This window comes from Pseudalkalibacillus sp. Hm43 (genome assembly GCF_054170705.1).
In genome coordinates this window covers 2,727,998-2,752,739 of record NZ_CM135129.1, presented here as the reverse complement: position 1 = coordinate 2,752,739, position 24,742 = coordinate 2,727,998, and the positions used below count along the sequence as shown (strand labels likewise).

The 24,742-nt window shown below is 43.9% G+C and carries 23 protein-coding genes and 1 riboswitch; of the genes, 9 read left to right on the top strand and 14 right to left on the bottom strand.

The window, feature by feature from the left end:
- Positions 1–5: 5 nt before the first annotated feature.
- The 3 genes from ACXQIQ_RS14500 (at position 6) to ACXQIQ_RS14490 (ending at position 2,028) form a co-directional block, all read left to right on the top strand.
- The gene (locus ACXQIQ_RS14500; RefSeq protein WP_439301654.1) at positions 6–446 is read left to right on the top strand and encodes a hypothetical protein; all 441 of its coding nucleotides are present in this window, start codon (positions 6–8) and stop codon (positions 444–446) included.
- Between the two features lie 92 nt (positions 447–538).
- Positions 539–1,048, top strand: coding sequence for a hypothetical protein (locus ACXQIQ_RS14495; protein WP_439301655.1), 510 nt, complete (start codon positions 539–541; stop codon positions 1,046–1,048).
- A gap of 98 nt (positions 1,049–1,146) precedes the next feature.
- Positions 1,147–2,028, top strand: coding sequence for a diacylglycerol/lipid kinase family protein (locus ACXQIQ_RS14490; protein ID WP_439301656.1), 882 nt, complete (start codon positions 1,147–1,149; stop codon positions 2,026–2,028).
- Between the two features lie 65 nt (positions 2,029–2,093).
- On the opposite strand, the gene ACXQIQ_RS14485 is transcribed toward ACXQIQ_RS14490, so the two are convergent.
- Both ACXQIQ_RS14485 and ACXQIQ_RS14480 read right to left on the bottom strand, forming a co-directional pair.
- Complete coding sequence (locus tag ACXQIQ_RS14485; RefSeq protein WP_439301657.1) at positions 2,094–3,542, bottom strand: phospholipase D family protein; 1,449 nt, start codon at positions 3,540–3,542, stop codon at positions 2,094–2,096.
- A gap of 232 nt (positions 3,543–3,774) precedes the next feature.
- Positions 3,775–7,107 (bottom strand): 5'-nucleotidase C-terminal domain-containing protein, encoded by a 3,333-nt coding sequence (locus ACXQIQ_RS14480; protein WP_439301658.1) that lies wholly within the window; start codon positions 7,105–7,107, stop codon positions 3,775–3,777.
- Positions 7,108–7,367: 260 nt separating this feature from the next.
- Between ACXQIQ_RS14480 and ACXQIQ_RS14475 the strand changes: the two genes are divergently transcribed.
- The 3 genes from ACXQIQ_RS14475 to ACXQIQ_RS14465 all read left to right on the top strand — a co-directional run bounded on the left by ACXQIQ_RS14475 (position 7,368) and on the right by ACXQIQ_RS14465 (position 9,919).
- On the top strand, positions 7,368–7,544 hold the full coding sequence (locus ACXQIQ_RS14475; protein WP_439301659.1) for a Spo0E family sporulation regulatory protein-aspartic acid phosphatase: 177 nt from the start codon (positions 7,368–7,370) through the stop codon (positions 7,542–7,544).
- 105 nt (positions 7,545–7,649) lie between these two features.
- Entirely contained in the window at positions 7,650–9,221 is a 1,572-nt protein-coding gene (locus tag ACXQIQ_RS14470) for a hypothetical protein (RefSeq protein ID WP_439301660.1), read from the top strand.
- Positions 9,222–9,226: 5 nt separating this feature from the next.
- Positions 9,227–9,919: an OmpA/MotB family protein gene (locus tag ACXQIQ_RS14465; RefSeq protein ID WP_439301661.1), complete on the top strand. Its 693-nt coding sequence runs from the start codon at positions 9,227–9,229 to the stop codon at positions 9,917–9,919.
- Positions 9,920–9,945: 26 nt separating this feature from the next.
- Here the strand turns inward: ACXQIQ_RS14465 and ACXQIQ_RS14460 are convergent, their stop codons facing one another.
- A complete protein-coding gene (locus ACXQIQ_RS14460; RefSeq protein WP_439301662.1) occupies positions 9,946–11,964 on the bottom strand; it encodes a penicillin-binding transpeptidase domain-containing protein in 2,019 nt (672 codons plus the stop codon).
- 134 nt (positions 11,965–12,098) lie between these two features.
- On the opposite strand from ACXQIQ_RS14460, the gene ACXQIQ_RS14455 reads away from it, so the two are divergent.
- On the top strand, positions 12,099–12,896 hold the full coding sequence (locus tag ACXQIQ_RS14455) for a GNAT family N-acetyltransferase (protein WP_439301663.1): 798 nt from the start codon (positions 12,099–12,101) through the stop codon (positions 12,894–12,896).
- Positions 12,897–12,903: 7 nt separating this feature from the next.
- On the opposite strand, the gene ACXQIQ_RS14450 is transcribed toward ACXQIQ_RS14455, so the two are convergent.
- Positions 12,904–13,950: an acyltransferase gene (locus ACXQIQ_RS14450; RefSeq protein ID WP_439301664.1), complete on the bottom strand. Its 1,047-nt coding sequence runs from the start codon at positions 13,948–13,950 to the stop codon at positions 12,904–12,906.
- Positions 13,951–14,136: 186 nt separating this feature from the next.
- On the opposite strand from ACXQIQ_RS14450, the gene ACXQIQ_RS14445 reads away from it, so the two are divergent.
- Positions 14,137–14,670: a DUF2569 domain-containing protein gene (locus tag ACXQIQ_RS14445; protein WP_439301665.1), complete on the top strand. Its 534-nt coding sequence runs from the start codon at positions 14,137–14,139 to the stop codon at positions 14,668–14,670.
- A gap of 45 nt (positions 14,671–14,715) precedes the next feature.
- On the opposite strand, the gene ACXQIQ_RS14440 is transcribed toward ACXQIQ_RS14445, so the two are convergent.
- The 10 genes from ACXQIQ_RS14440 to spoIIID form a co-directional block, all read right to left on the bottom strand.
- A complete protein-coding gene (locus ACXQIQ_RS14440) occupies positions 14,716–15,987 on the bottom strand; it encodes a hypothetical protein (protein ID WP_439301666.1) in 1,272 nt (423 codons plus the stop codon).
- Between the two features lie 129 nt (positions 15,988–16,116).
- Positions 16,117–16,204, bottom strand: a riboswitch (cyclic di-GMP riboswitch).
- A 323-nt stretch (positions 16,205–16,527) separates the two neighbouring features.
- Complete coding sequence (locus ACXQIQ_RS14435; RefSeq protein ID WP_439301667.1) at positions 16,528–16,686, bottom strand: hypothetical protein; 159 nt, start codon at positions 16,684–16,686, stop codon at positions 16,528–16,530.
- Positions 16,687–16,838: 152 nt separating this feature from the next.
- On the bottom strand, positions 16,839–17,456 hold the full coding sequence (kynB, locus tag ACXQIQ_RS14430; RefSeq protein WP_439301668.1) for an arylformamidase: 618 nt from the start codon (positions 17,454–17,456) through the stop codon (positions 16,839–16,841).
- A 27-nt stretch (positions 17,457–17,483) separates the two neighbouring features.
- Entirely contained in the window at positions 17,484–17,918 is a 435-nt protein-coding gene (gene fabZ / locus ACXQIQ_RS14425; protein ID WP_226547426.1) for a 3-hydroxyacyl-ACP dehydratase FabZ, read from the bottom strand.
- A 79-nt stretch (positions 17,919–17,997) separates the two neighbouring features.
- Positions 17,998–18,585, bottom strand: coding sequence for a transposase (locus ACXQIQ_RS14420; RefSeq protein WP_439301669.1), 588 nt, complete (start codon positions 18,583–18,585; stop codon positions 17,998–18,000).
- A gap of 323 nt (positions 18,586–18,908) precedes the next feature.
- Entirely contained in the window at positions 18,909–19,229 is a 321-nt protein-coding gene (locus tag ACXQIQ_RS14415; protein WP_439301670.1) for a DNA-directed RNA polymerase subunit beta, read from the bottom strand.
- A gap of 22 nt (positions 19,230–19,251) precedes the next feature.
- Complete coding sequence (locus tag ACXQIQ_RS14410; RefSeq protein WP_439301671.1) at positions 19,252–20,082, bottom strand: flagellar hook-basal body protein; 831 nt, start codon at positions 20,080–20,082, stop codon at positions 19,252–19,254.
- Between the two features lie 27 nt (positions 20,083–20,109).
- Complete coding sequence (locus ACXQIQ_RS14405; RefSeq protein WP_439301672.1) at positions 20,110–20,931, bottom strand: flagellar hook-basal body protein; 822 nt, start codon at positions 20,929–20,931, stop codon at positions 20,110–20,112.
- A 67-nt stretch (positions 20,932–20,998) separates the two neighbouring features.
- Complete coding sequence (locus ACXQIQ_RS14400; protein WP_439301673.1) at positions 20,999–22,000, bottom strand: rod shape-determining protein; 1,002 nt, start codon at positions 21,998–22,000, stop codon at positions 20,999–21,001.
- A gap of 148 nt (positions 22,001–22,148) precedes the next feature.
- Positions 22,149–22,415, bottom strand: coding sequence for a sporulation transcriptional regulator SpoIIID (gene spoIIID, locus ACXQIQ_RS14395; protein ID WP_221567262.1), 267 nt, complete (start codon positions 22,413–22,415; stop codon positions 22,149–22,151).
- 883 nt (positions 22,416–23,298) lie between these two features.
- Here spoIIID and ACXQIQ_RS14390 point away from each other — a divergent pair.
- Positions 23,299–24,729: a circularly permuted type 2 ATP-grasp protein gene (locus ACXQIQ_RS14390; protein ID WP_226547437.1), complete on the top strand. Its 1,431-nt coding sequence runs from the start codon at positions 23,299–23,301 to the stop codon at positions 24,727–24,729.
- Positions 24,730–24,742: the final 13 nt, after the last annotated feature.

The window sequence follows — 24,742 nt, the reverse complement described above, 5'->3', positions numbered from 1 at the left end:
GAAAAATGAAAAACTGGTTCAAGTTCATTACTGTTTTTGCTTTGACTGTAATGGTCATCGCAACTGTTACACCAACTTATGCAAGCGCATATTCAAAAACTACAACACCGAGTACTGTTACTAAAATTAAAGCCCCTGCACCTATTAAGGGTCCAAGTCCCGGAAAAGAAGCTGAGCCTCAAATTTGGGTTTCTATTGGTAAAAAAGCCGTCGTCCTAGCTGTTCGTCATGGGGGATTCGCACTAAGTAATTTAATAAAGAAAATTCCTTATCGGTGGGCACAGAGTTCAAGTAAATCGATAGCAAAATACGGAAATAAAGCCGCAAATGTCATTGAAGAAATTAACAATTTTACTGAGACAGGAGTAACTTTAGGACTAGTTAAAGCTGGTATTCCACCATCAGATGCTAGGAACATCGCTAAATTTGTTTGTTTTTTCTTATAAATGAAATAGTATACTTATATGTAAATATGATTTGGAGAGAGTGGACTTAGCCTTATTGGTTGTCTACTCTCTTTCAATATCGGAGGATTACTATGGAACTCTTCATAACAGCAATGATTATATTCTTTATTATACTCCCATTATTTTTTATCTTTATTTACAAATCTGAAAGAAAAGAAAATAATAATGTGAGAATACCGATGACAATATTTGTTTCAAGTATTCTCTCTTTGATTATTACCATCACTATTACGGCATTAATTGTGGTTGTTACTGGATCTGCAAGCTTGGTTTCTTCGTTATTCAAGATAGATATCTCTAAAACAGAGCTTATCATAATGGGTGTGGCTCTAGTTCTTTCTAATCTCACAGTAGATAATGTTATAATAACTATCTTAAAATATTTTGTAGGAGATAATCAATTCTATAGTTTAGTAGGATTATTTCTTTACCGTATGTTTCTGCTCTCACTTATATGTATTTTAATGTCAATTAGTTTAGAATTTACAGTACTTATATCAACTAGTGTACCTTCAATACTATTACTCTTTGAATATCTAGTACCAAAAATGATTGATACTAAAGGAAAACAAAACCTCTAAATATTTATTACCCTTCAAACTTCATTAAGATTGACTAGGTCCATTAAGGGGTATATTTGTGGTGTGTGTAAATGTGGTATCGTGAGGTGATTAATGTAATGAAGAAGGCCATGATTATTGTAAACCCGTCTTCTGGTAAGGAAGAGGCTGAGGCTAATCAGCATAAAGTTGAGGAAGTGCTTCGGAATAAAGGTTATGATGTCATTGTTAAGCTGACAAAGAAACAGCTCGATGCAATGGAGTTTGCAAGAACTTCTTGTGAAGAAGCATTTGATGTGGTTGTTTCCATGGGTGGGGATGGGACGTTGAACGAAACGGTCAATGGTTTGGCGGATCAAAAGCATTGTCCAAAGTTCGGGATCATCCCGATGGGTACGGTGAACGATTTCGCGCGGGCTTTACACATCCCTACGAAATTTGAAGATGCATTAGGATTGATCCAGCAAGGCGAAACACGTGCTGTCGATATCGGGAAAGTGAATGATGGTTACTTTATGAATATTGCAGCGGTTGGAGCTATCGCAGAAGCTACATATGAGGTATCACCGAAACAGAAAACGATGCTCGGACCACTTGCATATATGTTGGAAGGCCTTAAAACGCTGAGCTCTAAAAAAGCATATGATATCCACCTCAAACATGATCACGGTGAATGGAAAGGCGATGCATTGCTTGTTTTAGCGGCGTTGACAAATTCAGTTGGAGGCTTTGAAAAGCTTGCACCCGATGCGGAGGTGGATGACGGGAAGCTGAAGTGCCTCGTAGTGCACGATATTGCATTACCAAAGTTCATCAAGATCGTGACTGAGTTGATTAGAGGAAAGCATGTGGAAGACGATGAAGTCGAGTACATCAGCACTTCACGGTTAGAGATTTCGTCTAGCGAGAAACTGCACTCCAATATTGATGGAGAAGAAGGAGACTTGCTTCCACTAAAGATCGAGATTTTACCGAGACATTTAGATATTTACGTTCCTTGACTTTGTCGTACATGTTGAAAAGTCCTTCATCGATTTTGATGAAGGACTTTTTTTATGGTGTTTTATTAGTATGTTGTGAGTCGCAGGAACTTCTGCACCGCATAAACCCCTCTTTGCAGGAAGGTGAGCGTACCTGTATATTCATTAAAATCGACGGTGTACTTTCCTCCGTCGTTCGTCCAAAGTCGTTCGAAGTATGCGTCTACCTCTTGCACCACTTCAGAATCGTTCGGTCCCTGAATTTGCAGGTCCGCTTCGAGGTTGAAGGCTTCCAAGTTCCGCTTCGTGTAGTTAGCAGAGCCTGCGATGATGGTGGATTCCTTTTTACCCTTTATATAGAGCATTTTCGTGTGATACTGCTCCATGGTCGTGTTGTACCATCTGACGTCGACCTTGCCCCCTGAATCCTCTACCATTTCGGTTGCTACAGGGATGTTTGGTAGACCGGTTTTCTTGTTACCGAATGCCACCTGGTTGGGGTCGAGTATGATTTGCACATCCACTCCTCGTTTTGATGCTTTGATGAGTGGTTCAATTACCGATCGGTCAGCAATGTAGAACATACCGAGGCGGATTTTCTGTCCGGGCAACGTTTTCTCAATCGCTTCAACGATATGCTTGTGCGCTTTCCCCTCTGTAAAATATTGCAGTTTGTACTGGCCTTCATTAGGATTGGCGTCCGGTTTCGGTTCGTATTTTGGAAGTTCAACGCCCTCTTCTGACATGTTCACTGCTGCTTGCTCCGCTTGGATGATTTCTTGTATGATCGGTCCTTTGATTTCAAATGCAACATTTCCATGATAACCGGATGCGTCATGTGGGTTTGCGGTTGATACCAGCGCCGTTTTGTCTGTCGCGACAATCTTACGATGGTTCGCTTTTACATTTAAAAGTTTCAAGTACGATCGAGCTGTCAATTCTGGAGCTGTGCTCGCAAACGGATTCATGATCCAGCCGTCACCCTTCTGACCGAACCATTGGAAAAACATCCGCCATGCACCGGAGTATAGCGGTGTGGAATCACGCAGTCGATTCAAATTCGTGTAAACAACTTCTACCCCATGGTCCTCAAGCGTGGATAACAATTTAGATTCATAAGATCGGTAACCAGTATTGATTTCGTCTGAGATGAAGACAACCTTGATGTCTGGGTTCTGCTTTTTCTTTTCGATGATCGCTTCAGCCAGATTCTCACTGATGGGTGGGAACTCTTTTTTCTTGTCATGGTAGCCGTTGAACATGAACATGTCGATCACGATGAACTCTTCCGCTTCGGAAATGATTTCATTGATTCGATTGAAAATGTTGAGCTCATGATTCAACTGATCGCCTTTTTTATAGGTCAGATCATAATAGAACTTCACGTCATCTACCTGATAGACTTCACTTTCGTAAGAAATCCCCTCTGGAAGGGGCTTGTACGTATGATAAATCATCGTCACTATGTAAATTAGAAGGAGAGCCCAAACTAAGCTCCATACCACTGTTTTCTTCTTAAACTGAATCTTTTTCAACGACAACTCCCCATTTCTATATCTATTGGTTGATCTAAACAGTATCTATTAAACCTATTTATTCCCCAAAATCAAGCTCGCGACACTTACTTGGTGCCAGGTACCAAAATTCCTCCCTACTCTCCCAACGGTTTCAAAATGGTACCTGGTACCGAATAGCGTCCTTACTCTCCCATGGGGTCAAAAAAAGTGCCAGGCACCCTCTACTGTGGGTTGCCTGGCACTTCAATGATTAGTCTTCTTCTAGGATGTCTTCGATTGTTTCAATTAATTCTTCAGCTAGTTCAGAGTCGATATGTTTTCCGCTCTTCTTCTCGATCCAGCTTTGGAGTTTTTCAAGTTTCTTAATTTGTTTTTCTACATTTTGTTCGTTTTCGATAGAGTCGATTTTAGAGAGCATGGATTGGGAGATTCCGTGGTTCTTGAACTTCCCTTCCTCTGCTCCTTCTTCAATCACTTCGCGAAGTTCTTCCAAATTTTCACCCATATCGGAATCGTCCTCTTCTTCCCCAAAGTAGAATGTTTGGATGACTTCTTTGTTGAAGTTTTGGTCGATGGATCGGATGTCGACTTGGTGTCTTTCATCGTCATCGTATCGTTCTTCTGAGAACGTGAGTGTGTTTCCTTCGAGTACCTTCCATTCACCGTTGTTTACTCGGTAAACGGTTTTTAATACTCCTACACCCTCGCCGTCTGTCGCTTCAACCATGTACGTGACGTTTTCATCATCGTCATCGTCTTCACCATTGCCAGTTTGACGAGTCACAGTCGTAGTTGGGGCAACGTAATCGCTACTGATTCGTCCGTCAGGATAGGCTTCGATCGGTTCTCCAAAGCTCTCGATGTAATCCACTGTTGCATCCAAGTCCGTTGGTCCTTGAACCGGGTTTGCTCCAAGTTCATCCAGGCGGTAACGGTCTGTTCCGTGTGGATACATGTAACTGTTCACGACGACCGTATACGTTGCTGCTGGATCGACTTCTGTGCCATCTGGCAAGTACAGATCAACGACTTCGTTCGTCTCTTCATTCCATGTGTAACGGAATCCTGCAATACTCAAGTCTGGTCCGTATGTTGGATGGAATTGTGTGTTCAATACGTGGCGTACATCTTCACCGGTGAGCTCAATTTTTACCAACGTATTGCCGAATGGCTGGATGTTGTACAGCTCACCCCAAGTGATTTCTCCTGCATCGAGGTCGTCACGAATTCCTCCGCCGTTCATTAATGCAAAGTCGGCACTCATTTCTGTGCGCATGCCTTCTGCAATTAGGTTTCCGAGTGCATTGTCCCCGACGAGACCTTTTTCAGAGTATCCGCCTTCAATTGCAATCGCTGCTTCTCCAACGACTTCACTCAGCTTAGGTCCGACGATGTCTAGGTACTCATCAAGTTGAGCTGTTACTTCAGCGTCTGGTGTTACGCCGTTTTGTACAACGTCTACGATTTCAGCTGATTTTTTTACAATATCATGCGTGACTGGGTCGATTTCAAGATCAACATCAGAGAACGCCATGCCGTATTCCCAAGATTGAACGATCAGCTTGTTATCAACAACAGTGTTCACTTTTACATGGTTATGCCCTGCAAAAATGACGTCTACTGCGTCGTTGATGTTATTCGCAAGCTCTGCCGCTTCGCCTGTCGCGACATCACCATTCATATCAACCGGTTCATGTGCGAGGACAACGATCGCTTCAACGCCTTGTGCCTGCAATTCAGGTACGTATTGATTCACCGCTTCTGCTTCATCTGTAAAACGGACATTCTGAATGCCATCCGGGATGACCATGCTCGGCGTGTCTTCCGTCACCACTCCGATAAAACCGATCTTCGTGCCGCCGATTTCAAAAATTTTATACGGATCAAGGACATTCTCGCCTGTATCTTTATACTCGACATTCGCTCCTAAAAGCGGGAAGTCCATTCCATCGTAGTCTGCAAGTCCGTCTGGATGCGTTCCACCGTTCACGAGGCGAAGCATTTCATCGACACCTTCGTCAAACTCGTGGTTTCCAGCAACTCCAACGTCAAAGCCGACCGCTTCCATTAGCTCAACTGTTGGCTCGTCCTGTAAAAGCGCGGACACCGGAGAGCTTGCGCCGACCATGTCTCCAGCATGTACGGTCAACGTGTTCGGGTTCGTCGCTTCGCGTTCTTTCAAGTAAGTAGCTAAGTAATCGATGCGTCCATAGGATTGGTCTCCATCGCGCTTCGTTACATCAATTTTTCCATGTAAGTCGTTAAGTCCGAGCAATTGTACCTTAATCAGATCTCCTGTACCGCTGTCACTCTTCGTATAGCCTGCATCAATGGCATCTTGCTCTTCAAAGAAAAAGACACGGTTCTCGATCGGGATGTCCTCCCATTTTTCAGGAGCGACATATTCTTTTGTAAAATAGTCGCCGACGAACTTGTCCGGTCCGCCACGTTTATTGAAACGGAACTCGTAAGGTAATTCGGCAATTGGATTGGCTGGGTCCCACATCCCGCTGCCGTTTTCAATCGCTTCTTTCGCAGCTGCATGATATGCTTCAAAATGCTTCAGGTTCGGGTAGATGAAGTAAGGGACTGCGCGCCCGAGACGAACCATTTCCTTGTTCACGTCCATCTCGCCCTTGTGGATGTGACCGAGCAAGCGGCCGTAGTCATCTAAAGGCTGTTCGCCGACTTCAACCGTAATCTTTGTACCAGCTGGGAGCAGACGCTGCAGTTCTTCTGTCGCGGCTTCTGCATGATAGCCTTGGGACTCACCGTTGTAATTCGTTTCTGGCGTATCAATGGAAAGCATTCGGATTTTCGTAGATCCTAAGATTGGATCGGTTACATGGACCGTATCTCCATCAACGACGCGGTCGATTGTCGCTTCATAAGATTCTTTCGGTTTTGGTGCTGGTGGTTGTGGCTCTACCAGCTTGAAGTCTTCCATTTTTCTCGGTAAAAGTTGATAGTCATTGTACTGGCCGACGATCGCCGTCACGTCGTACCACTTGCCTTCTTGGAGAGATGCAACATCGATGCCAGTTGCCGTTTCCACTCGGAGCGTTACACCTTGTAAACTATCATCGATGAATGAAATATTGTAGCCGCTTCCTGCCGTGTTACTAGGAATGGACTGGATATAGCCTCTCACGTTTACAAGAGAGCCTTCTAGCGGCTCCGCTTGATCCGTGTAAAGCGTTTCGAGATTCGTAGCTTGTGGTGCAGGAAGCGCATTTCCGCTGGAAAGGATTTCAACTGTACCAGGTACGATCTCTGTTAAACCGTTATATGTTTTAATTTCACCTGTAACCTGGATTTGTTGACCTTCTTGTAAATCTACTAGATTTTCATTGAAAGAAAATACGTTAATTCCTGCTGTCTCGTCTTGTATGTATGCCGATAGATTGCTGCCTGTAAAATCAGCTGTCACAATGCCTTCAACCGTGACGGTCTGTCCTGTCATGATCTTTGCGTCAGAGATCGACGTTGTAGCCGCTTGCGCCATTCCAGCTGGAAGCAACGCGACCAACATCGCAATTACAACCATAAAGGTTGTACACTTTTTCATGAGCAAATGATGCATATGATAAACCTCCCATTAATAGTTTTGGAAACACCATTTCTCACTTTACTAGACTTTCATTAAGTTGAAATGTATTTTTTGTAAATATCTGAAAAAACCATCCCTGCTTACCATAAATAGGTCTGACAACCATGTTTGATGTCTTATATCCATAATTTAGATAAATAGGCCCATTTGGCTAATTTACTATTTACAACGAATCAACATTATTGTAAAATTATTCCTACGAGATTGATAGATGTCTGATTACGGAGGCTCTCATGAACAAAATCCTATCTAGTAGAATTGAAGAAAAAGATGAAGTTTATTCGCTGCAAAAGTTGATGTATGAATATAGTAAAAAGATTGATAGTTACTCCGATCCGATGATTGTCCAGATCAGTCAGCAGCTTGATGAAAAGCTGAATATGATCCAAAAAACAAAACTTAAAAATTGATGTACAAGCTCATTGTTATTTTAGCAATGGGTTTTTTTATTTGTGGGCAAGTTCCCTGGTTGTCTTTCATAGACTGTGAGTAGACATGTCAAGGGGGAATGCAGCTTGGAAAACGTCACGATTATTGTCATGTGCATCATCGGTTTCATTACGATGTTCGGTGTAATAGGAAATATGCAAGCTCGTCTAAAAATGGCGGACTGGTTAAAAGAGCTTGGCCATATGGATGCCGCTTCACTCCAGTCTGGACGGAGCTCGAAGTGGATGAACGATGCGATCGAGGAATACCGCACGTATCACCTCTCCGGCGTAGCGAATGTAAACAGCCCGGTCCTTGTGGAAAAACACTTGATGAAGCAGCCAATTCGGGTGATGGGGCTACTCAGAGTACCAACGGGCAATATCATCCGCCTCATCCATGGACTCCCCTCTCTTGCCATCATCGTCGGGGTGCTCGGTACGTTCGTCGGTTTGACGATTGCGATCATGGCGATGCAGGATACGCTCGTGAATATCGGGAATCAGCCCGGTGGTTCGAATTTGTCCGTTTCATCCATCGTAACCGCGATTTCTGAACCGTTTAGAGGGATGAGCATCGCATTTGTGACGAGTATCGCGGGAATCGGCAGCTCCCTCTGTTTATCCCTCGTTCAGTCAGGTTTTCTGACAGGCGGAACGTCACTCGCTTATCTTCAAGACCGGGTCATTTCGGAAGCAGAAGGTGTGCTGGATCATGTCGTCCAGGAGCAATTGCAGAACGAAAAGCCGAAGGACTCTCTTGAACGGTTGCTGGACCGCCTTGTGACGAAGGTTCAGGAAAGCTTCCAGGAAAGTATCGGAGATTTTAGCACGAAGATGGTCGGTTTCACTGCGGGACTCGAGGGTGCAATGGAAGATGTGAAAGGCATCCTGTCCGCACAGCGGGATCACACCGAACAGTTTAAAAACAGTACGGATGTGCTCGTGCAGTTCGGCGATCGTTTTTCCGATACGATTGTAAAGCTAGAAACCGTCCAGCATTCCGTCGATAAAGGGCTGGGAAAGCTCGGTGAACATGTTTCCGGCTTTGAAAAGCAGTACAAACGAACAAGTGAACAGCTGGACCAGGGGCAAAAGCGGATGGAACAGGTCATGAAGCATTCCGACCGGATGATCGAGGAGTCGCAAAAGAAAACCGAAGAACTCGGACGCTCGTTGATCGGCGGTGTAGAGACAGTCCTTTCCAGGTATGAAACGAAACAGGAGGATTTTGAGCGGCGGATGGCGCAGCAGAACGACGAGTGGTTTTACCGGTATCAGGATAAAACGGAGCAATACGGTCGCGCCAATGACACATTTGCCGCTTCCGTTCAGCATTTAGAAAAGGCTTGGTACTCGACGATTGAAACGTTTAAGCGTGATTTCATCGATCAGCTTGGACATATGTTTGAGCGTGAACGTAATTCCCGGCATGATAACGGAAGAGATCAGGAAATGCGTGAGCTCATCCGTGCGCTCGATTCGGTGTATCAGAATCTTTCCCGTGAGTTCAAACAGACGCATCAATATTTCGGGGATGTCTATCATGTGTTGCAGCGGTTGCTTGATGCGACCGTTCAATCAGCCAATGCACGCTATGACCGTGATGGCTATGATCAGCCACGTCGGATCACGATTCATGATTCGAATCAACGGTGATCGCCATGCGAAAAAGGAGATGGAACAACGAAGAAGAAGGTGTCCAGGGTTACTTTTGGCCGTCATTCACCGATATGATGGCGATGATGGTGCTCGTTATGCTGTTCATAGCAATCATCGCTTACATCCAAAGCATCTACAACGCATATGAGCAGACGGAAGTACGGCATGAATTGGCGAAGGTGGCTGATGTGAAGCAACACATATCAGACTTGATTGAAAAGCGTTTAGAAGAGAACGTCGGGAAGGATAAGATCATTCGGGGACCGAACAATACGATTTCCGTTGAGGGGAACATATTATTCGATACGGGAAGTGCGGAGATCAGTGCGTCCGGAAAAAAGGTGCTTGCTCAGCTGTCGGATGCCCTGGTGCAGATCATCGACGAGCAAGAGCTGAGCCGCTACTTGTACATTATTCTGATCGAGGGACACACCGACTCCGTCCCTTATGACAACTGGTCCCTGTCGACAGAGCGGGCTGTTTCCGTTGTAAAATACATGCAAGAAGCGAATCCGAAGTTCAAGGATCCGAAGTATGCGCAATATGTTGCTGCTACTGGGTATTCCGAATATAAGCCGATTGAAGAAGGAAGTTCAGATGCCTCACTTCAGAAAAACCGACGCATCTCCTTCCAGATCATTTTGGATGATGAAAAGTGGCAAAGTAAGCTGAAAGGGATTGTTAATGAATATTAGAGAGGCTGCCAGGAGCAGCCTCTTCTTTATTGGTTTGGATATAAACTTTGGAATACCTCTTTCACTTTTGGTGTTACATAATGGCTTCCTCTTCGATCCTTCACATCTTCAATCATCATTGACACAAGTAGGGATGGATTCTCCGTATTCCAGGCAACGAACCAACCGTTTTCCTTCCCTTTTTCTTCTTTTGATGCTTTCAGTTCTGCCGTTCCAGTTTTACCAGCTAAACGCAGTCCATTAATCTTTGCCTCTGGAGCTGTACCGTTCGGACTTTCAATCACTTGTATTAAGTCATTTGTGATTCTATTTGCCGTCTCTTCGCTGATGACATTTTCTTTCCACGTTTGTTTTTCTGTTTCTTTGAACAGACTTGGTTTTAACAAAGAACCCTTCGTCACAATCGGTGTATAGCTGAGTCCCAGATGCAAGGCACTCATCTCGACCTGCCCTTGACCATAACTGGAATCAACGAGCTGTATTTCATTTTTGATACCATCCTCATTCGCAATTTGGGAGGCTGGAATCGGATAAGGAAACGGAATTTTTTCATCAAAGCCAAAGTTCTTCGTTTCTTGTAAAAAGGCTTCTTCTCCAATATCGAGCACCGACATTGCAAAATAAATATTGTCAGAGCGAACGAGCGCATCTTGCAGGTTCACAGCTGTATCAGGGCTATCCACTCTTGTGACATAATAGTTACCCCACGAATCCTTCTTCCATTGGTTGTTTGCGGGAATTGCTTTTTCTTCAGCAGGATCAATCGCTCCGGTTTTTAACCCGATTGCAGCAGTGACCGGCTTAAAGGCAGACCCTGGCGCATAGGTTTTGGTGAACCGGTTCGTTAATGGTTTGAGTGGGTTCTTTTCCAGTTTCGAATATTTTTCAGTAGAAATCCCATTTACGAAATCATTCGGGTCGAAAGCTGGTGTACTGACTAATGCAAGCACCTCACCCGTTGTTGGATTGATGGCTGAAGCTGTTCCGGCATCCTTATTCATCTGGTGGAATAATACGGATTGGACCGACACATCAATTGTGAGGGTAAAGTCTTTCCCGTCAACAGGTTCTTTTTTGGCAAGTAGATCTTGGCGGACATTTTCTTGATCTACAATGAAAATTTCCGCTCCTACTTCACCACGTAATTCCTTTTCAAGGACTTGTTCAAGTCCTCTTCTTCCAATCCAATCGTTTGCAGTATAGCCCTCGTTCTGTTTCTTTTCCAAATCGGCTGCTGTCACTTTTCCGATGTAGCCGGTCAGGTGAGCTGCTGCTCCTTTATATGGATAAACTCTACCTTCTTTTTCAACAAACTTGGTTCCATTAAGCGGTCGGATTGCGTCTATTTTTGCACGGTCGTCATTAGGGATTTTCTTGAGTGGAACAAATGAATCTTCTTTCACCCAAGATTGCTCAAGCTTTGCGTTGATTTCCTCGACAGGCATTTCAAGTAATTCAGATAGCCTTTTCTTTACTTCCACTCTATCCTCTTTCATCCAGCCTGGAACTAGACCGACTTCCTGTACAATTCCATTGATTGCAAGTCCTTCTCCGTTGGTATCATAGATTTCTCCGCGCACTGGCTTCTGTATTTCAAGAGAGAGTTTATCTTCTTCTTTCATACCCGGGTATATCATGGAGGTATCCCATTTTATTCCCCAGTGGTCATTATCTTCTTCTTTTTCGAATGCTAATGTTGTCTTGTGATTGATTTCAAGAAGTCCTGCGATCGTATTCATTTTTACATTAAAGTCGAACTGAGGTGTGTCTTCCTCTTCGTAGTCTTGCTCTTCTTCAGGGAGCTTATATGTAACCTTCAAGTTCTCGGCTTTAATATCCTCATATATTTTGGTATAGCGTTCAACGAAATCTGCTTCCGTTATGTTCTTTTGCGATTCATCTGTTAAGAGACTGTACATTTTCTTAAAGTCTTGCTGCTCCCAAGCTTTCATGTATCTTTCAAATGTCGTTTCAGGTTTCGGTTTTTCAGAACATGCCGTTAAGAGTAAAATTAGTCCGATAAAAATAATGGTTTTTCGTATCATATTGTTCTCCTTTCTGTACATGGTTGAAGGAATCCTTTGATTGAGATGGAATAATGAGTAAAAGCGACCTTATTCAGATAGACGTTCGTTTTCTGAAAAAGTTTCGCTAATGTTGATGTATATGAGGTGCACCTATGATGAATGTACAACTTTGGAAATATGTCCGCGGAGTCATGTGGGATTATGAACATATCCCGGAATCTGTTGAATTTGTAGAACGTGATGATCTTCTCATGTATAAGACGGAAGGGTCCTCAAGTATCTTATCGAACAAAGTGGCGAAATTTGAAGCTGAATCGACGGAAGAAGTTGCAGCTTTGTTGGATGAAGTGCTTCAGTTTTACGATGGAAAGCCTTTTTCATGGTGGATTGGGCCTGATTCGAAGCCTGAAAGTCTTGAAGAGTTGCTTTTGGAACGCGGTCTGACATACGAAGATACTTATTATGGACTGATCTTACCAATAAAAGATGACCTTAAACCTAAGCCTATCCCCTACCAAGTTCGGGTAGTGGAAACGGTGGAAGATGTTCAGCACTATGTGGATGTCAGTGCAGAAGTTTGGGGACATGATGATGCTACGAAAGAACATTTGGTGAAGCAACGGTATGGTTATTTAAAGACTGAAAACAAACGGGGAGGTTTCCTGATTGCTATGCATGGGGACAAACCTGTTGGATATGCCGGGTATCGGTTCAGCTCAGATGGCGTAGCAATGTATTTGGCCGGGACAGGTGTTTTACCGGAGTACAGGAAGCAAGGTATTTATCATTCGCTTTTAACAAAGAGAATGGAGCTTGCCGCACAAAACGGTTCTAAGTATATCGTTACCCAGGCTCGGAAGGATAACTCTGAACCGATTTTACGAAAGTTAGGGTTTGAAGAGATCGGGAGTTATGAAGTATATAAGAAGACAAATAAAGCTGACTCATAATTTTGAGTCAGCTGATTGCTTCCTGTCTGCGTGGCTTCATTTGTGGCACTGGGACAATATATTGTACGAATGATAACATTCGAATCGCTTGTACAATCGCAACTGAAATGATTAGAACCATCAATGTGATCACCGGGAAGCTTTCAGGAGCAGCCCAAACCCCTTCAGGAATGAGCTCTTTTAAAATAATAAGCACAAAAGGGTGGACGAGATAGATCCCCATTGAGAAAGTACCAATTACCTTCAATGGATTGTAAAGGAATTTCATCTGTTTTAATAATGGAATAAGTCCAATACAAGCTATAGTGAGCAATGGGATGTTCACTAAATTCGAAACTCGTCTCGAACTTATTGCACCTACAATATGATATTCATAAATCGTAAATGCATAAACTGCAATTATGATCAGGATTAGAAGACCTTTATTTTTCGTAAATTGCAGGATTTGCTCCCAATAAAATGCTAAAAACCCTCCAAATATAAAATAGAAAATCCACTTAAATAAAAAGATGGGATCATTAACGAATGTTCCAACAGGTCCATCTATTGGTATTTGTTTATGATATAGACAGAAAAAAGTCACGATAAATGATACAAGTAAGGCAATCATCCAGGCTTTTTTTGTACGAATGAGCTGCATTAAAGGGAAAAAGAGATAAAACTGAATCACAATCACCATGAAATATAAGTGATAAAAAGAATCACCAAATAAGAACCTTTTGATCAATACTTCTAAATCAGGAAACGATTTCCACAGTATGAGACCCAGCAAAAAGTAAAATATGCTCCACACTATGAATGGTACGACAATCTTCGTAAACCTGGATTTAATGAATTTTTGCGAATCAAATCCTTTATATTTCACTTGGTGGAACAAAAGGAATCCACTAATCAACGCGAATGTTGGTGTTCCGAATCGGCCTAATTGATTAAACATGTATATGAACCATGTGTCATAGCTTGCGCTCACATGAACTAAAATAACACCTAAACAGGCAAATGCACGTAAAAAATGGATCTCTTCGAAGAATTTTCGTGTTGTTTGAGCTGCCATTGTCTTCTCCACCTTTTACCTTTCCTTAGTTGAATTAACTAAGTAATTCATTCGGTCCGGACATATGTTTGTTGTCTATATTTGTTTTTGTAATTTATGGTAACGAATTAAAGGTTTTCAAAAAATTGGATTGAAGTAACTATGGGAAGGGTATTTATAACTTATTAAGAGGAAAGGAGATTCCTTATGGGGTCTAAGCATGAAGGTATTGGTGGATGGTTGATCCTCATTGTCTTTGGTCTTCTGTTAGTCCCGGTCATTCGGCTCTATTCTTTGTATCAAACGTATTGGACCGTTTACAATACACCCGCTTGGAGTTTATTGACGGAAAGTGGTAATCCCCTCTATCACACCTGGTTTGAACCTGCTTTTTGGATGGGTGTTGGTGTGGATCTTCTGTTGATCATTCTTTCCTTGGTTGGTCTGTGGCTGTTGTTAACGAGGAGTTCTCTTTTTCCGAGGTTTATGATTTCTTTTCTGATTGCCATGACGGTTTTTGCAGTCGCTGATGGATTCATTACGAATTGGATTTTCGGTACACTACCTATTACAGCTGATACATTGCAATATATCCAAAACCAGTCGTATCGACAGCAAGCTGGAGCGCTGTTATTAAGTATCATATGGATTCCTTATCTGATGAGGTCAAAAAGAGTAAAAGCGACTTTTGTCAGTGGTCCTAAGGAAAAGACGGTTGCGAGTAACAATTTGACGTTATAAAAAAAGGAGACCGCCTCGTGGCAGTCTCCTTTCTCAACGGAACGATTAATCGTCGTCCTCTTCATCATCATCGTCTTCGTCATCATCGTTGTCTTGGTCATCATCGTCGTCTTCATCTTCTTCATCATCGTCATCGCGATCTTTGTCTCGGTCGCGTTTACGCTCTTTTTCACGATCATCATCGTCGTCTCGGTCACGCTTTTGCTTTTCGCGCTTCTCTTGCTTTTTCTCAGCTCTCTCTTGTTTCTTTTCCGCTCTTTCTTTTTGCTTTTCTTGCTTCTTTTCAGCTCTTTCTTGTTTCTTGGCTGCTTTTTCTCGTTCTTTTTGAGCTTTCTTTTCAGCTTTTTGTTTTGCTTTTTCTGCTTTCTTAGCAGCTATTTCTTCATCGTCTTTATCCTCATCTTCGGACTCCTCGTCCTCATTTGCTTCCTCTTCAACGGATTCTGATTCATTTTCGTCAGACTCTTCCTCTTCTGACTCTTCTTCATCCATATCTTCTTTTTTGTTGTGCTTTTCTTCTAGTTTTGCAATCTTTTTATCCAATTTTGCGAATGCTTTTTGGATATTTTTCATAAGAGACTCTTGAGCTTGAGGGTTCTCAACAAGCGCTAATGCCATTAGCAATGCGTTAATGTTTTGAGAAAGTTTCGATTGGAGTTCGTCCATATCGGAATCTTCTTCCTCTTCTTCAGTGGACTCTTCCTCTTCTTCTGTTCCTTCTTCAGACTCTTGTTCACCTTCAGTGGACTCTTCGTCACCTTCGGAAGATTCCTCTTCTTCAGAACCTTCCTCAGACTCTTCTGTTCCTTCTTCTGTTTCTTCAGAAGACTCTTCGTTACTTTCTGATTTTTCAAGAGCTGCTTCTTGTGCTTTAATTGCTTCTTCAAGCGTCTTCTCAGCTAGCTCAGTTTCACCAGCAGCAAAAAGAGCATTAGCTTCAGCAATTCTCTTAGATGCAATATCAGCTAAGATCTTTGCTTCTTCAAAGTCGTCAGAAGCTACTGCAAGCCGTACATTTTCAATCATTGTTTTTACGAAATAGAAGAAGTCACCTGGTAATAGGGACGGCTCTTCTTCTGCTTCTTCTGATTCCTCATCTTCTGTAGCTTCGTCTTCGTTAGTTTCTTCTTTCTCATTACTTTCTTCTGTTGTGGATTCCTCATTGTTTTCTTCAGTTGTTGGTTCTTCCGTAGTGGATGTACTGTCTTTCATCTCAACTTTTGGAGTAGACTCATTTGTGTTTGCGAACGCTGCTGGTGAGGTTCCGAATAGTAGTAGAGAAGCTGCGCTTAGTACTGCAATCCATTTCTTCATCATTTGCTTCATTCCTTTCGTTTATTTTTCATAAAAAAAGCAGACTACGAGAGTTACAGAATCCTGTACTCTTGTAATTTGCCTTGTTGACCTATGCTAGCTTTAATCCTTCTTATGTATGACTGATCGGTCCTAGGCAACTGGCTGACATAGGTGGGGTTCACCGTTAGTCCCTTTAGCTTTGCGTCACTACCTTTCGATAGCTTTGCCTTTATCTGCTCTTCAATGGTTTTAGTATACAACAATTCGACACCATTCTTCGAAGTTCTATCTTCCTATTTTTTCTGATAATTTATAGGTGTTTTCTATCAGAAATGGCAATCCCGCATGATATTTCCACTCTTATAAGCAATATGAAATAGGTAATTTGAAGGGTGGTGTCAGGCACCGATTGAGAAGCGTTGGTACCATTGGCTTCCTAATCGGTGCCTGGTACCGTCTTTTTTACTCACAAAAAAAAGAGAGCTGCTCGGGGCAGCTCCAAATGTGAGGGTGAGGGAGGTAGGTCGTGTGCCTACTATTCAATTTTACAAAATAATATGATCAAGAACCTTCTTCAGACTCTCCGTCTTCAGTGTTGGTTTCTTGTTCTTCGTTTGCTGGTTCTTCGTTAGCTGGTTCTTCTTCCGTTCCATTACAAGCTGTAATTAACATAATTGCGAGTAGTGCAGAGCCTAGTTTAGCGAGAAAACTTTTCTTCACGTTCAATCCACTCCTTATATCGCAAAAGTTTTTGACCGGCTTGTTTCCCGGTTAACTACACTATAGTAAATTTTTTGCGATATTTGTTAGAATTTACTGAATGAATACACAACTCTAACGATGTTTACATCTCGCTAACACTGGCTTAATAATCACCTACGAAGTATTGCCCTCACTGGGCTCGCGTCGGATTCGGCTAATGGAAGTGGCAGTGCAATCAGCTCGTAAATCCCCTCTTCTACATCGTCCAACATGACGCTTTCCAAGATATGAATGTTGTGGTCGAGCAAGCTGTGATGTGCTGGCAAATCTTTGGAGTCGACTTGATCGACGGATGGTACATCCACGCCAATCAATCGAATTCCGTTTTCTTTTAAAAATGGAGCAAGTTCAGGTGACAGATACGTAATCGACTCTGGAAATTTCGTTCGATCTTTCCATGAGGCCGTCTTGATCAACACCCGCTCCACTTCGCTCAGATCATAGTTTTGTAAATCTTCCGGTGTGATTGATTCTCGTCCTTCTAAGTGGACGACGAGCGCATCACCGACATAGAGGTCGGGCTTTAGGTCCAGCATCTTTTTGCCGTCATCATCAAAATGAAACGGTGCATCCACATGCGTTCCTGTATGCGTGCTGAAGGTGACGCTTCCGACATTAACAGATCCGGTTTCGGCTTTCGTCCAATTCAGCTTGAATGAAAAAGGCGTATCTCCCGGCCATGTAGGCACGCCTTCTTTCAACGGTTGAGAAATATCCCAAATCTTCATCTCCAAACTCCCCCTCTTCCCGCTTTCTTAGTCTTCTTTTTTACCTAGCGCAAACATGATTTCCGTTTCACATGCGACTTCTCCGTCTACAGTCGCCGTCGCTTTTCCTTTACCCATCGAACCACGAACTCGAGTCAGTTCCACTTCGAGGCGTAGCTGGTCTCCAGGGCGGACTTGACGCTTGAAGCGGCAGTTGTCGATTCCTGCAAAGAAGGCGAGACGTCCACGGTTTTCTTCTTTTTTCAATAACGCAACAGCCCCGACTTGAGCGAGTGCTTCTACAATCAGAACACCTGGCATGACAGGGTATTCAGGGAAATGTCCGTTGAAAAATTCTTCATTTGCAGACACGTTTTTCACTCCGATTGCGTGCTTCCCTTCTTCCACTTCTAAAATCTTATCTACAAGCAAAAATGGATAGCGGTGCGGGATAATTTCTTTGATTTCGTCAATGTTCAACATATGTATCCTCCTATGGTTAACACTCTTTTTCCTTATGATAGCATAAATCGTTTTGGAAAAAGAAATCCGTGAAGGTGGATTACGTAGGGAGTAAGATCTCTTCGGTAAGGTTGTTGCCGTTGATGGATGCGGCTGGGTCATTTTCGACGAACTTCTGGTATTCAATGTTCTGTGGGTATGGAAATTGTGAGAGGACTGGATACGGGTTGACGGGTGCTCTCCGCTCAAATTCAGTGTAGGTGCGATAGCTGCTCCAATCATAGTTTGAAGGCTGTGTGACGAGATCCGCTTTGACCGGATTCAAGTGGATATATTTGCTGACGTCGAGCTGGTAGGCAGGCGAACCGATTAGATTGGAAAAATAACGCCCCTGGAACAAGTGTCCGACGTAATCATACTTCCGATTGAAGTAAGTGGCGTAGCGGTAATTCAGCTTTTGCATGATTAGCTGGATGTGGGTGTCGTGAGATTTCAGTTGCAGGTGGATGTGATTTGTCATGAGGCAGTATGCATATAAATCGAAGGGGTATTGTGTGCGGGTTTCGGAGAGGTATTTCAAGTAGATGTGGCGGTCTTGCGAGTCATAGAAAAGCGGGGTCTTTCGGTTACCGCGGGTGGTGATGTGGTACTCAGCACCGGGATACCAAACGCGAGGTTGGCGAGGCAAATGCATCACTCCTAAATAGATTTAGTAGATTTGAAAAGGACTGGGTGGATGTGTGTTGAGGAATGTTGAACGAAATCAAACCAAGTTGAATGAAGGGATAATCCCATTATACCGTTACTTCCAATTAAATGGGAGTTCGAAATTTCGACACGGTACCAGGTACTGATTCGGAACCCTTGGTAGACACGGGTTTGGAGATGGTGCCAGGCACCGAAAAGGAAGTCAGTGGTACCAAGGCTTCTCATTCGGTGCCTGGCACTGCCCTTCCAAACAAAAACCCGGTTGGACGCGGATAGGCGTTTAACCGGGTTATCCTATATATTCTATTGATCCTTCTTCACAAGGTCGACGATGTGCTGCCAGGTGCTTTTCGAGAAGACATCTGTCCAGTTTCCATCACCGATGACACCGTATCCTACAGCGAGTCCCGCTCCCAGACACAGTGCGAACAACAGAAGAACGATGATCAAGCGAAGCCAGATCGGTACGATTCGTTCTCGAAGCTTCGTCATCTCGTCTCTCTTCATCTCTTCTCTTTTAGAAGCGTCTTTAGGAGAAGATCCCTGCTTCTTTTTGTTGGCTTTATATTCCTCACGCGATGTCGATTGTTCGTTGTTGTTGGATTCTGAATGATTTTGAACCATATTAACTCCTTATACCTCTTACTTATCGAATCGAATTCACAAGTCCCATCATCTGATCGCCCATCGTTACAGCTTTAGCATTCATTTGATAGGAACGTTGCGTCGTTAAGAGTTGTGTCATTTCGTGTGAAACATCGACATTGGATTGTTCCAATGCGCCTTGCTGAACAATTCCATCTCTACCTTCTACCAGGGCGAGTGCTTGTCCCAACTCGGTATCACGTTCGACACGATAGTGGTTGTCACCTGTAGATTCTAACAGCTGCGGTCGGATGATTTCTACTAAAGAAAGCTGACCTGCATTCACCGTCGTACCATCTGGCATTGTCGCTCGTACGGAGCCATCAGACCCGATATTGAAAGACTCGAATCCAGCCGGCACAGTGATCGGGCGGCCATTTTCGCCTACCAATCGGTCCCCATTACCAGCGGTCAATTGCAGTTGGTTCGGGTTCCCTTGAACAGGTGTCACATAAAAAGACCCTTCTCTAGTATATTCAATGATTTCGTCGCCATTTTCAAGAGTTTTTCGTACTTGGAACATCATACTAGGGTCCAGCAAGGCTAAATCGAGTGATCGACCCGTCTGAACGACCGTCCCCTGCTCCATTCGCAACACGGTCCCAGCAACTCTTGCTCCATTGCCTAACCGGATATTATCTGGCGTCAATCGGCCTACTTCGCGGTTCGGATTCGTCTGACTGTTCATCTCTTGCGTGAGTAGATCCGAGAATTGCACATCGCGGCGTTTAAACCCATATGTATTACTGTTCGAAAGGTTATTTGAAATCGTGTCCAGTTGTCGCTGCAGCTGTCCCATTGATACGGATGCGGTGATCATCGATCGGTTCATCTTTCTACCCCCTGATACGCGCTAGTTTTACCCTAGTCGTCCGATTTCGTTCGAAGATTTTTCCATCGTCCGGTCATATGCCTGTAAAACTTTCTGATTCGCTTCAAATGTACGATAAGCGTTCAACATTTCTACCATCGTCTGCTCGACATCAACGTTAGAGCGTTCTACGAAACCTTGCTTAAGCTGATAGGAAACTTCCGGGTTTCCGTTTGCAGCGACAAGTGCTTCTTCATTTTCCAGACGAAAAAGTCCGTTGCCTTCTTTTTCTAGTAGATTCGGATTCTCGACAAGCGCTACGTTCACTTGTGCGTTCGCTTGAGGAATGAACCCGTTCGTATCCATTGTAAAATCAGTGCTGTCGACCTGGATCGGATTGCCGTTCGTATCGAGCACGAAGTCACCATTGGATGTGACGAGATTGCCGTTTGCATCCAAGGAAAAATTGCCGTTACGGGTCATGCGAAGCTCACCCGCTTCATTTCGTACAGTAAAAAAGAGCGATCCTTGTGCACCGGTTTCCTCGTCCGTCGGCACGGCACCCTGGAGGAGGGCAACATCCAGGCGGTTGCCCGTTTCTTGAATGTCTCCCTGACGGAATTTAGGCGTCATCTCTTGCATATAAACGGCAGTCGCCAACGTCCCGACCTGTTTTTTCGTCGGAACTGAATTTCCGGCTATGTTCGTTTCTCCAAGTCGGCTCAATAGCATTTGCGGGAACGCGCGCAGCGAAGCCTGATCGGCTTTATACCCAGGCGTATTAGCATTTGCTAGATTGTTCGTTAACATGTCCTGACGTCTTTGCTGGCTGATCATTCCGGAAGCGGCTGTGTAAAATCCACGAAACATGCTGCTCTCCTCCTAAAATTTTTACATAATCTATTGATTGAAAAATGGTTGATAGATTCAGGGCGGATCAGGATAACTTCTGCTTAGGGAGCTTGTCTATATGCTCAAGCATCAACCCTGTCCCTCTTGCGACACAAGTCATCGGGTCATCAGCTACATGCACAGGTACCTTAAGTTCTTCAGAGAACAATTGATCGATTCCATGCAAAAGTGCCCCACCACCAGTGAGGATAATGCCACGATCGATAATGTCTGCTGAAAGTTCAGGTGGTGTTTTTTCAAGAACACTTTTCGCCGTCATAACAACCGAGTGGATGGATTCCCGTAATGATTCTTCAATTTCAGAAGAACGGATCGTGATGTTGCGTGGCAGTCCGCTGATCAAGTCACGACCACGGATGTCCATTTCTTCGTCCCGAGATCCTGGAAAGACCGTTGCAACTTCATGTTTGATGCTTTCTGCAGTCCGATCACCGATCAACAGCTTATAATTCTGTTTGATGTATTGAAGGATGTCTTGATCGAACTTGTCCCCTGCGACCTTAATCGAAGAGGCGGTGACGATATCGCCCATGGAAAGTACGGCAACATCAGTTGTTCCACCGCCTATGTCAACGACCATGTTACCGTACGGCTGGAAAATATCCATTCCAGCTCCAATAGCAGCAACTTTCGGTTCCTCTTCAAGAAAGACGTGCTTCGCTCCGCTCTTATGTGCAGCTTCACGAATCGCTTTTTGCTCAACTGTCGTGATGTTCGTCGGGGTACAGATCAAGATTCTCGGTTTGCCTACCAGCCCCCTCACGTTGATCTTATCGAGGAAATATTTGAGCATTGCTTCGGTCACTTCAAAGTCAGCGATGACGCCGTCTTTCAAAGGTCGTGTGGCAACGATATTTCCAGGAGTCCGGCCAACCATTCTCCGTGCTTCTTCTCCTACTTCGATGACCCGATCCGTGTTCTTATCGATGGCAACGACGGATGGTTCATCGAGGACGATTCCACGTCCCTTCACATAAATGAGTACGTTCGCAGTACCCAGGTCAATTCCGACATCCCTTGAAAACATCCGGTAAATCCCCCTATTTTATACACTAGTTCTATAGTTAGTATGTTTTGTTAAATTTATGTAGTTCATCCACTGTACAGTTTACCATAGAATGTGTTGAATAGGGACAGAATTTGTCAAAAAATAGTGCATAATCACTACCCAGAAATCAGTTGACCACCTTTTCAGTTGATTTCTTGTATTTTTCCCGAGTCGCTTCCCCACCACGAAGATGTCGTACCGATTTGTGGTACTCCAGAATCTCTTTGACACTGTTGGCCAGCTCCGGGTTGATTTCAGGTAATCGTTCCGTCAAATCCTTGTGGACAGTACTTTTAGAAACACCGAATTCTTTCGCGATCATACGAACGGTTTTTCTTGTCTCCACGATATACCTGCCTATCTTGATGGTTCGTTCTTTGATGTAATCGTGCACACCACTCGCCTCCCTAAATTGGATGTAAGAGGTGCGATATGAGACTTCAATATCTAGGCTGCGAAATGTTAAATTGTCATCGTTTCCTTAAGAATGAAATGACCTGCTAAGCTCGCACGCAGCTTTACTTAGACTTCTCATCGCGTTCCCCTAATGTTCGTTTTGTAACATTTTATTATTCGGAACGAGGTTATATACCTAAAAGTCAAGTGGGACAAGGGAATTTGTTTTGGTTGTATCACTGGCGGTGCTGCAGGCCGTGCCAGGCACCGATCTTCAAGCCTTGTGCGGTGCGGAATTGTCATCGGTGCCTGGCACTGTTTTGGAAGCGCATCAGATGTGGATTTTGTGATGGTACCTGGTACCGACGTGGAATTGAGGTTTAATTCGAGAGATACTTCATCGTTTTCTATACAGAAACAGCCTTCAAGAGGATTTTATTCAATAAAGAAAGGATTTTTCATGAAAAATCCTACATTATCGTTTGGGAATCGGGGTGACTTGTGGAACTTTTGCTTTGACTTGGGGAACTTTTATGCCTACTTGTGGAACTTTGCTGCTCACTTGTGGAACTTTGCCCTCAACTTGTGGAAGTCGGCACCTTCTTACTACCGTAAAAATTCGCGACTTTCACTCATAAGGAAAGGATTTTCACTGAAAATCCTATATATTGCAATAAGAGCTTGTGGACGTTCAAGCTGATTGAGTTACCTCCAAAAAACCACCTCCAGTGACAGGGAAAAACATCGATGGTGATTTATTTTGGATATCCTTCTTTTTTCGACAGTATTAGTGTTTATATTGCCTTGATAACGGGGATTCTATGGTGTACGCTAAAAGTGTTAGAATTTTCAAACTAAAAATGATGGGAAGGGGACATTGAATGTTTAAGACGTATGAAACGGAATCATTCTTTGATGAAATGCTCCAGGAAAAAGGAAGGCCGCGCAGCCATTATCAAACGCTTTACGATCGTTTGTCGGACCTTCCCGAAGATGAATTGAAAATTCGTCATGAAGCGGCGCAGCAAAACTTCCTCAGACAGGGGATCACGTTTACCGTCTACAATGACAATCAAGGCACGGAGCGGACGATTCCATTCGATTTCGTTCCGAACATCATTCCGAAGGATGAATGGAAGAACCTCGAGAAAGGCTTGATTCAGAGAGTCAAAGCTTTGAATCTCTTTTTAGATGACGTATACAATGGCCAGCAAATCCTGAAAGACGGGCTCATCCCTCGTGAACTCGTCGTCACATGCAACCACTTTTATCCTCAAGTTACGAAAATCAAAGTTCCAAGAAGAAATCACATTTTCATGGCAGGGATCGATCTCGTCAAGGACGACAACGGTGAATTCCGTGTGCTTGAAGATAACTTGCGGAATCCGTCAGGACTTTCGTACGTGTTCCAAAACCGCTACGTCATGCGGCACATTTTCCCTGACTTTTTCCAAGACTATGACGTTCAATCTCTAGAAGACCAGTTCACTCACATCCATGACGCCCTATCATCCGTTGCACCGAACGGGGTCAGCAACCCTAACATTGTACTCCTCACACCAGGAATTTATAACTCTGCTTATTTCGATCATAGTTTCATAGCGCAGCAGCTTGGCATTGAGCTCGTTGAAGGCCGGGATCTTCTCGTACGCGATCGTGTTGTGTACATGAAAACGACCCGTGGCCTGAAACGCGTCGACGTCGTCTATCGCCGTATTGATGACGATTTCCTCGATCCGCTTGAGTTCCGTCCGGATTCCATGCTTGGTGTTGCCGGCTTGATTGATGCGTACCGTGCTGGGAATGTGACCATCTGCAACGGCATCGGAAACGGCGTAGCCGACGACAAAGCGATCTATCATTATGTACCAACGATGATCCGCTACTACCTCGGTGAGGAGCCGATCATCAAGAATGTGGAGACTTACTTTTTACGAGATGAAGAACAACGGAAATATGTACTGGAAAACCTCGACCAACTTGTCGTCAAACAGACGGACGGTTCAGGCGGGTATAACCTACTGATTGGACCGCACGCGTCAGAAGAAGAGCGCGAGGCGTATCGCCGACAAATCGAGAAAAACCCAGGAAACTACATCGCACAGCCGATGATCAAGCTTTCCCGATTACCTGTTTTCCGTGGGGAAAAATTCTCGGGCTGTCACATCGACATCCGTGCGTTCATTTTCAATGGCGAGCAGCCGCACGTCTTCCCTGGCGGTTTGACGCGAGTGGCTTTGAAGGAAGGTTCGATGGTCGTCAACTCATCACAAGGCGGCGGCGGAAAAGATACATGGGTGATGACCGAATAACGAGGAGGGACAA

What these genes read in the sequence shown, in the direction of transcription:
- ACXQIQ_RS14500 (WP_439301654.1), top strand. Translation starts at nt 6, where the DNA reads ATGAAAAACTGGTTCAAGTTCATTACTGTTTTTGCTTTGACTGTAATG.
- ACXQIQ_RS14495 (WP_439301655.1), top strand. Translation starts at nt 539, where the DNA reads ATGGAACTCTTCATAACAGCAATGATTATATTCTTTATTATACTCCCA.
- ACXQIQ_RS14490 (WP_439301656.1), top strand. Translation starts at nt 1,147, where the DNA reads ATGAAGAAGGCCATGATTATTGTAAACCCGTCTTCTGGTAAGGAAGAG.
- ACXQIQ_RS14480 (WP_439301658.1), bottom strand. Translation starts at nt 7,107, where the DNA reads ATGCATCATTTGCTCATGAAAAAGTGTACAACCTTTATGGTTGTAATT.
- ACXQIQ_RS14475 (WP_439301659.1), top strand. Translation starts at nt 7,368, where the DNA reads ATGAACAAAATCCTATCTAGTAGAATTGAAGAAAAAGATGAAGTTTAT.
- ACXQIQ_RS14465 (WP_439301661.1), top strand. Translation starts at nt 9,227, where the DNA reads ATGCGAAAAAGGAGATGGAACAACGAAGAAGAAGGTGTCCAGGGTTAC.
- ACXQIQ_RS14460 (WP_439301662.1), bottom strand. Translation starts at nt 11,964, where the DNA reads ATGATACGAAAAACCATTATTTTTATCGGACTAATTTTACTCTTAACG.
- ACXQIQ_RS14455 (WP_439301663.1), top strand. Translation starts at nt 12,099, where the DNA reads ATGATGAATGTACAACTTTGGAAATATGTCCGCGGAGTCATGTGGGAT.
- ACXQIQ_RS14450 (WP_439301664.1), bottom strand. Translation starts at nt 13,950, where the DNA reads ATGGCAGCTCAAACAACACGAAAATTCTTCGAAGAGATCCATTTTTTA.
- ACXQIQ_RS14445 (WP_439301665.1), top strand. Translation starts at nt 14,137, where the DNA reads ATGGGGTCTAAGCATGAAGGTATTGGTGGATGGTTGATCCTCATTGTC.
- ACXQIQ_RS14440 (WP_439301666.1), bottom strand. Translation starts at nt 15,987, where the DNA reads ATGATGAAGAAATGGATTGCAGTACTAAGCGCAGCTTCTCTACTACTA.
- kynB (WP_439301668.1), bottom strand. Translation starts at nt 17,456, where the DNA reads ATGAAGATTTGGGATATTTCTCAACCGTTGAAAGAAGGCGTGCCTACA.
- fabZ (WP_226547426.1), bottom strand. Translation starts at nt 17,918, where the DNA reads ATGTTGAACATTGACGAAATCAAAGAAATTATCCCGCACCGCTATCCA.
- ACXQIQ_RS14415 (WP_439301670.1), bottom strand. Translation starts at nt 19,229, where the DNA reads ATGGTTCAAAATCATTCAGAATCCAACAACAACGAACAATCGACATCG.
- ACXQIQ_RS14410 (WP_439301671.1), bottom strand. Translation starts at nt 20,082, where the DNA reads ATGAACCGATCGATGATCACCGCATCCGTATCAATGGGACAGCTGCAG.
- ACXQIQ_RS14405 (WP_439301672.1), bottom strand. Translation starts at nt 20,931, where the DNA reads ATGTTTCGTGGATTTTACACAGCCGCTTCCGGAATGATCAGCCAGCAA.
- ACXQIQ_RS14400 (WP_439301673.1), bottom strand. Translation starts at nt 22,000, where the DNA reads ATGTTTTCAAGGGATGTCGGAATTGACCTGGGTACTGCGAACGTACTC.
- ACXQIQ_RS14390 (WP_226547437.1), top strand. Translation starts at nt 23,299, where the DNA reads ATGTTTAAGACGTATGAAACGGAATCATTCTTTGATGAAATGCTCCAG.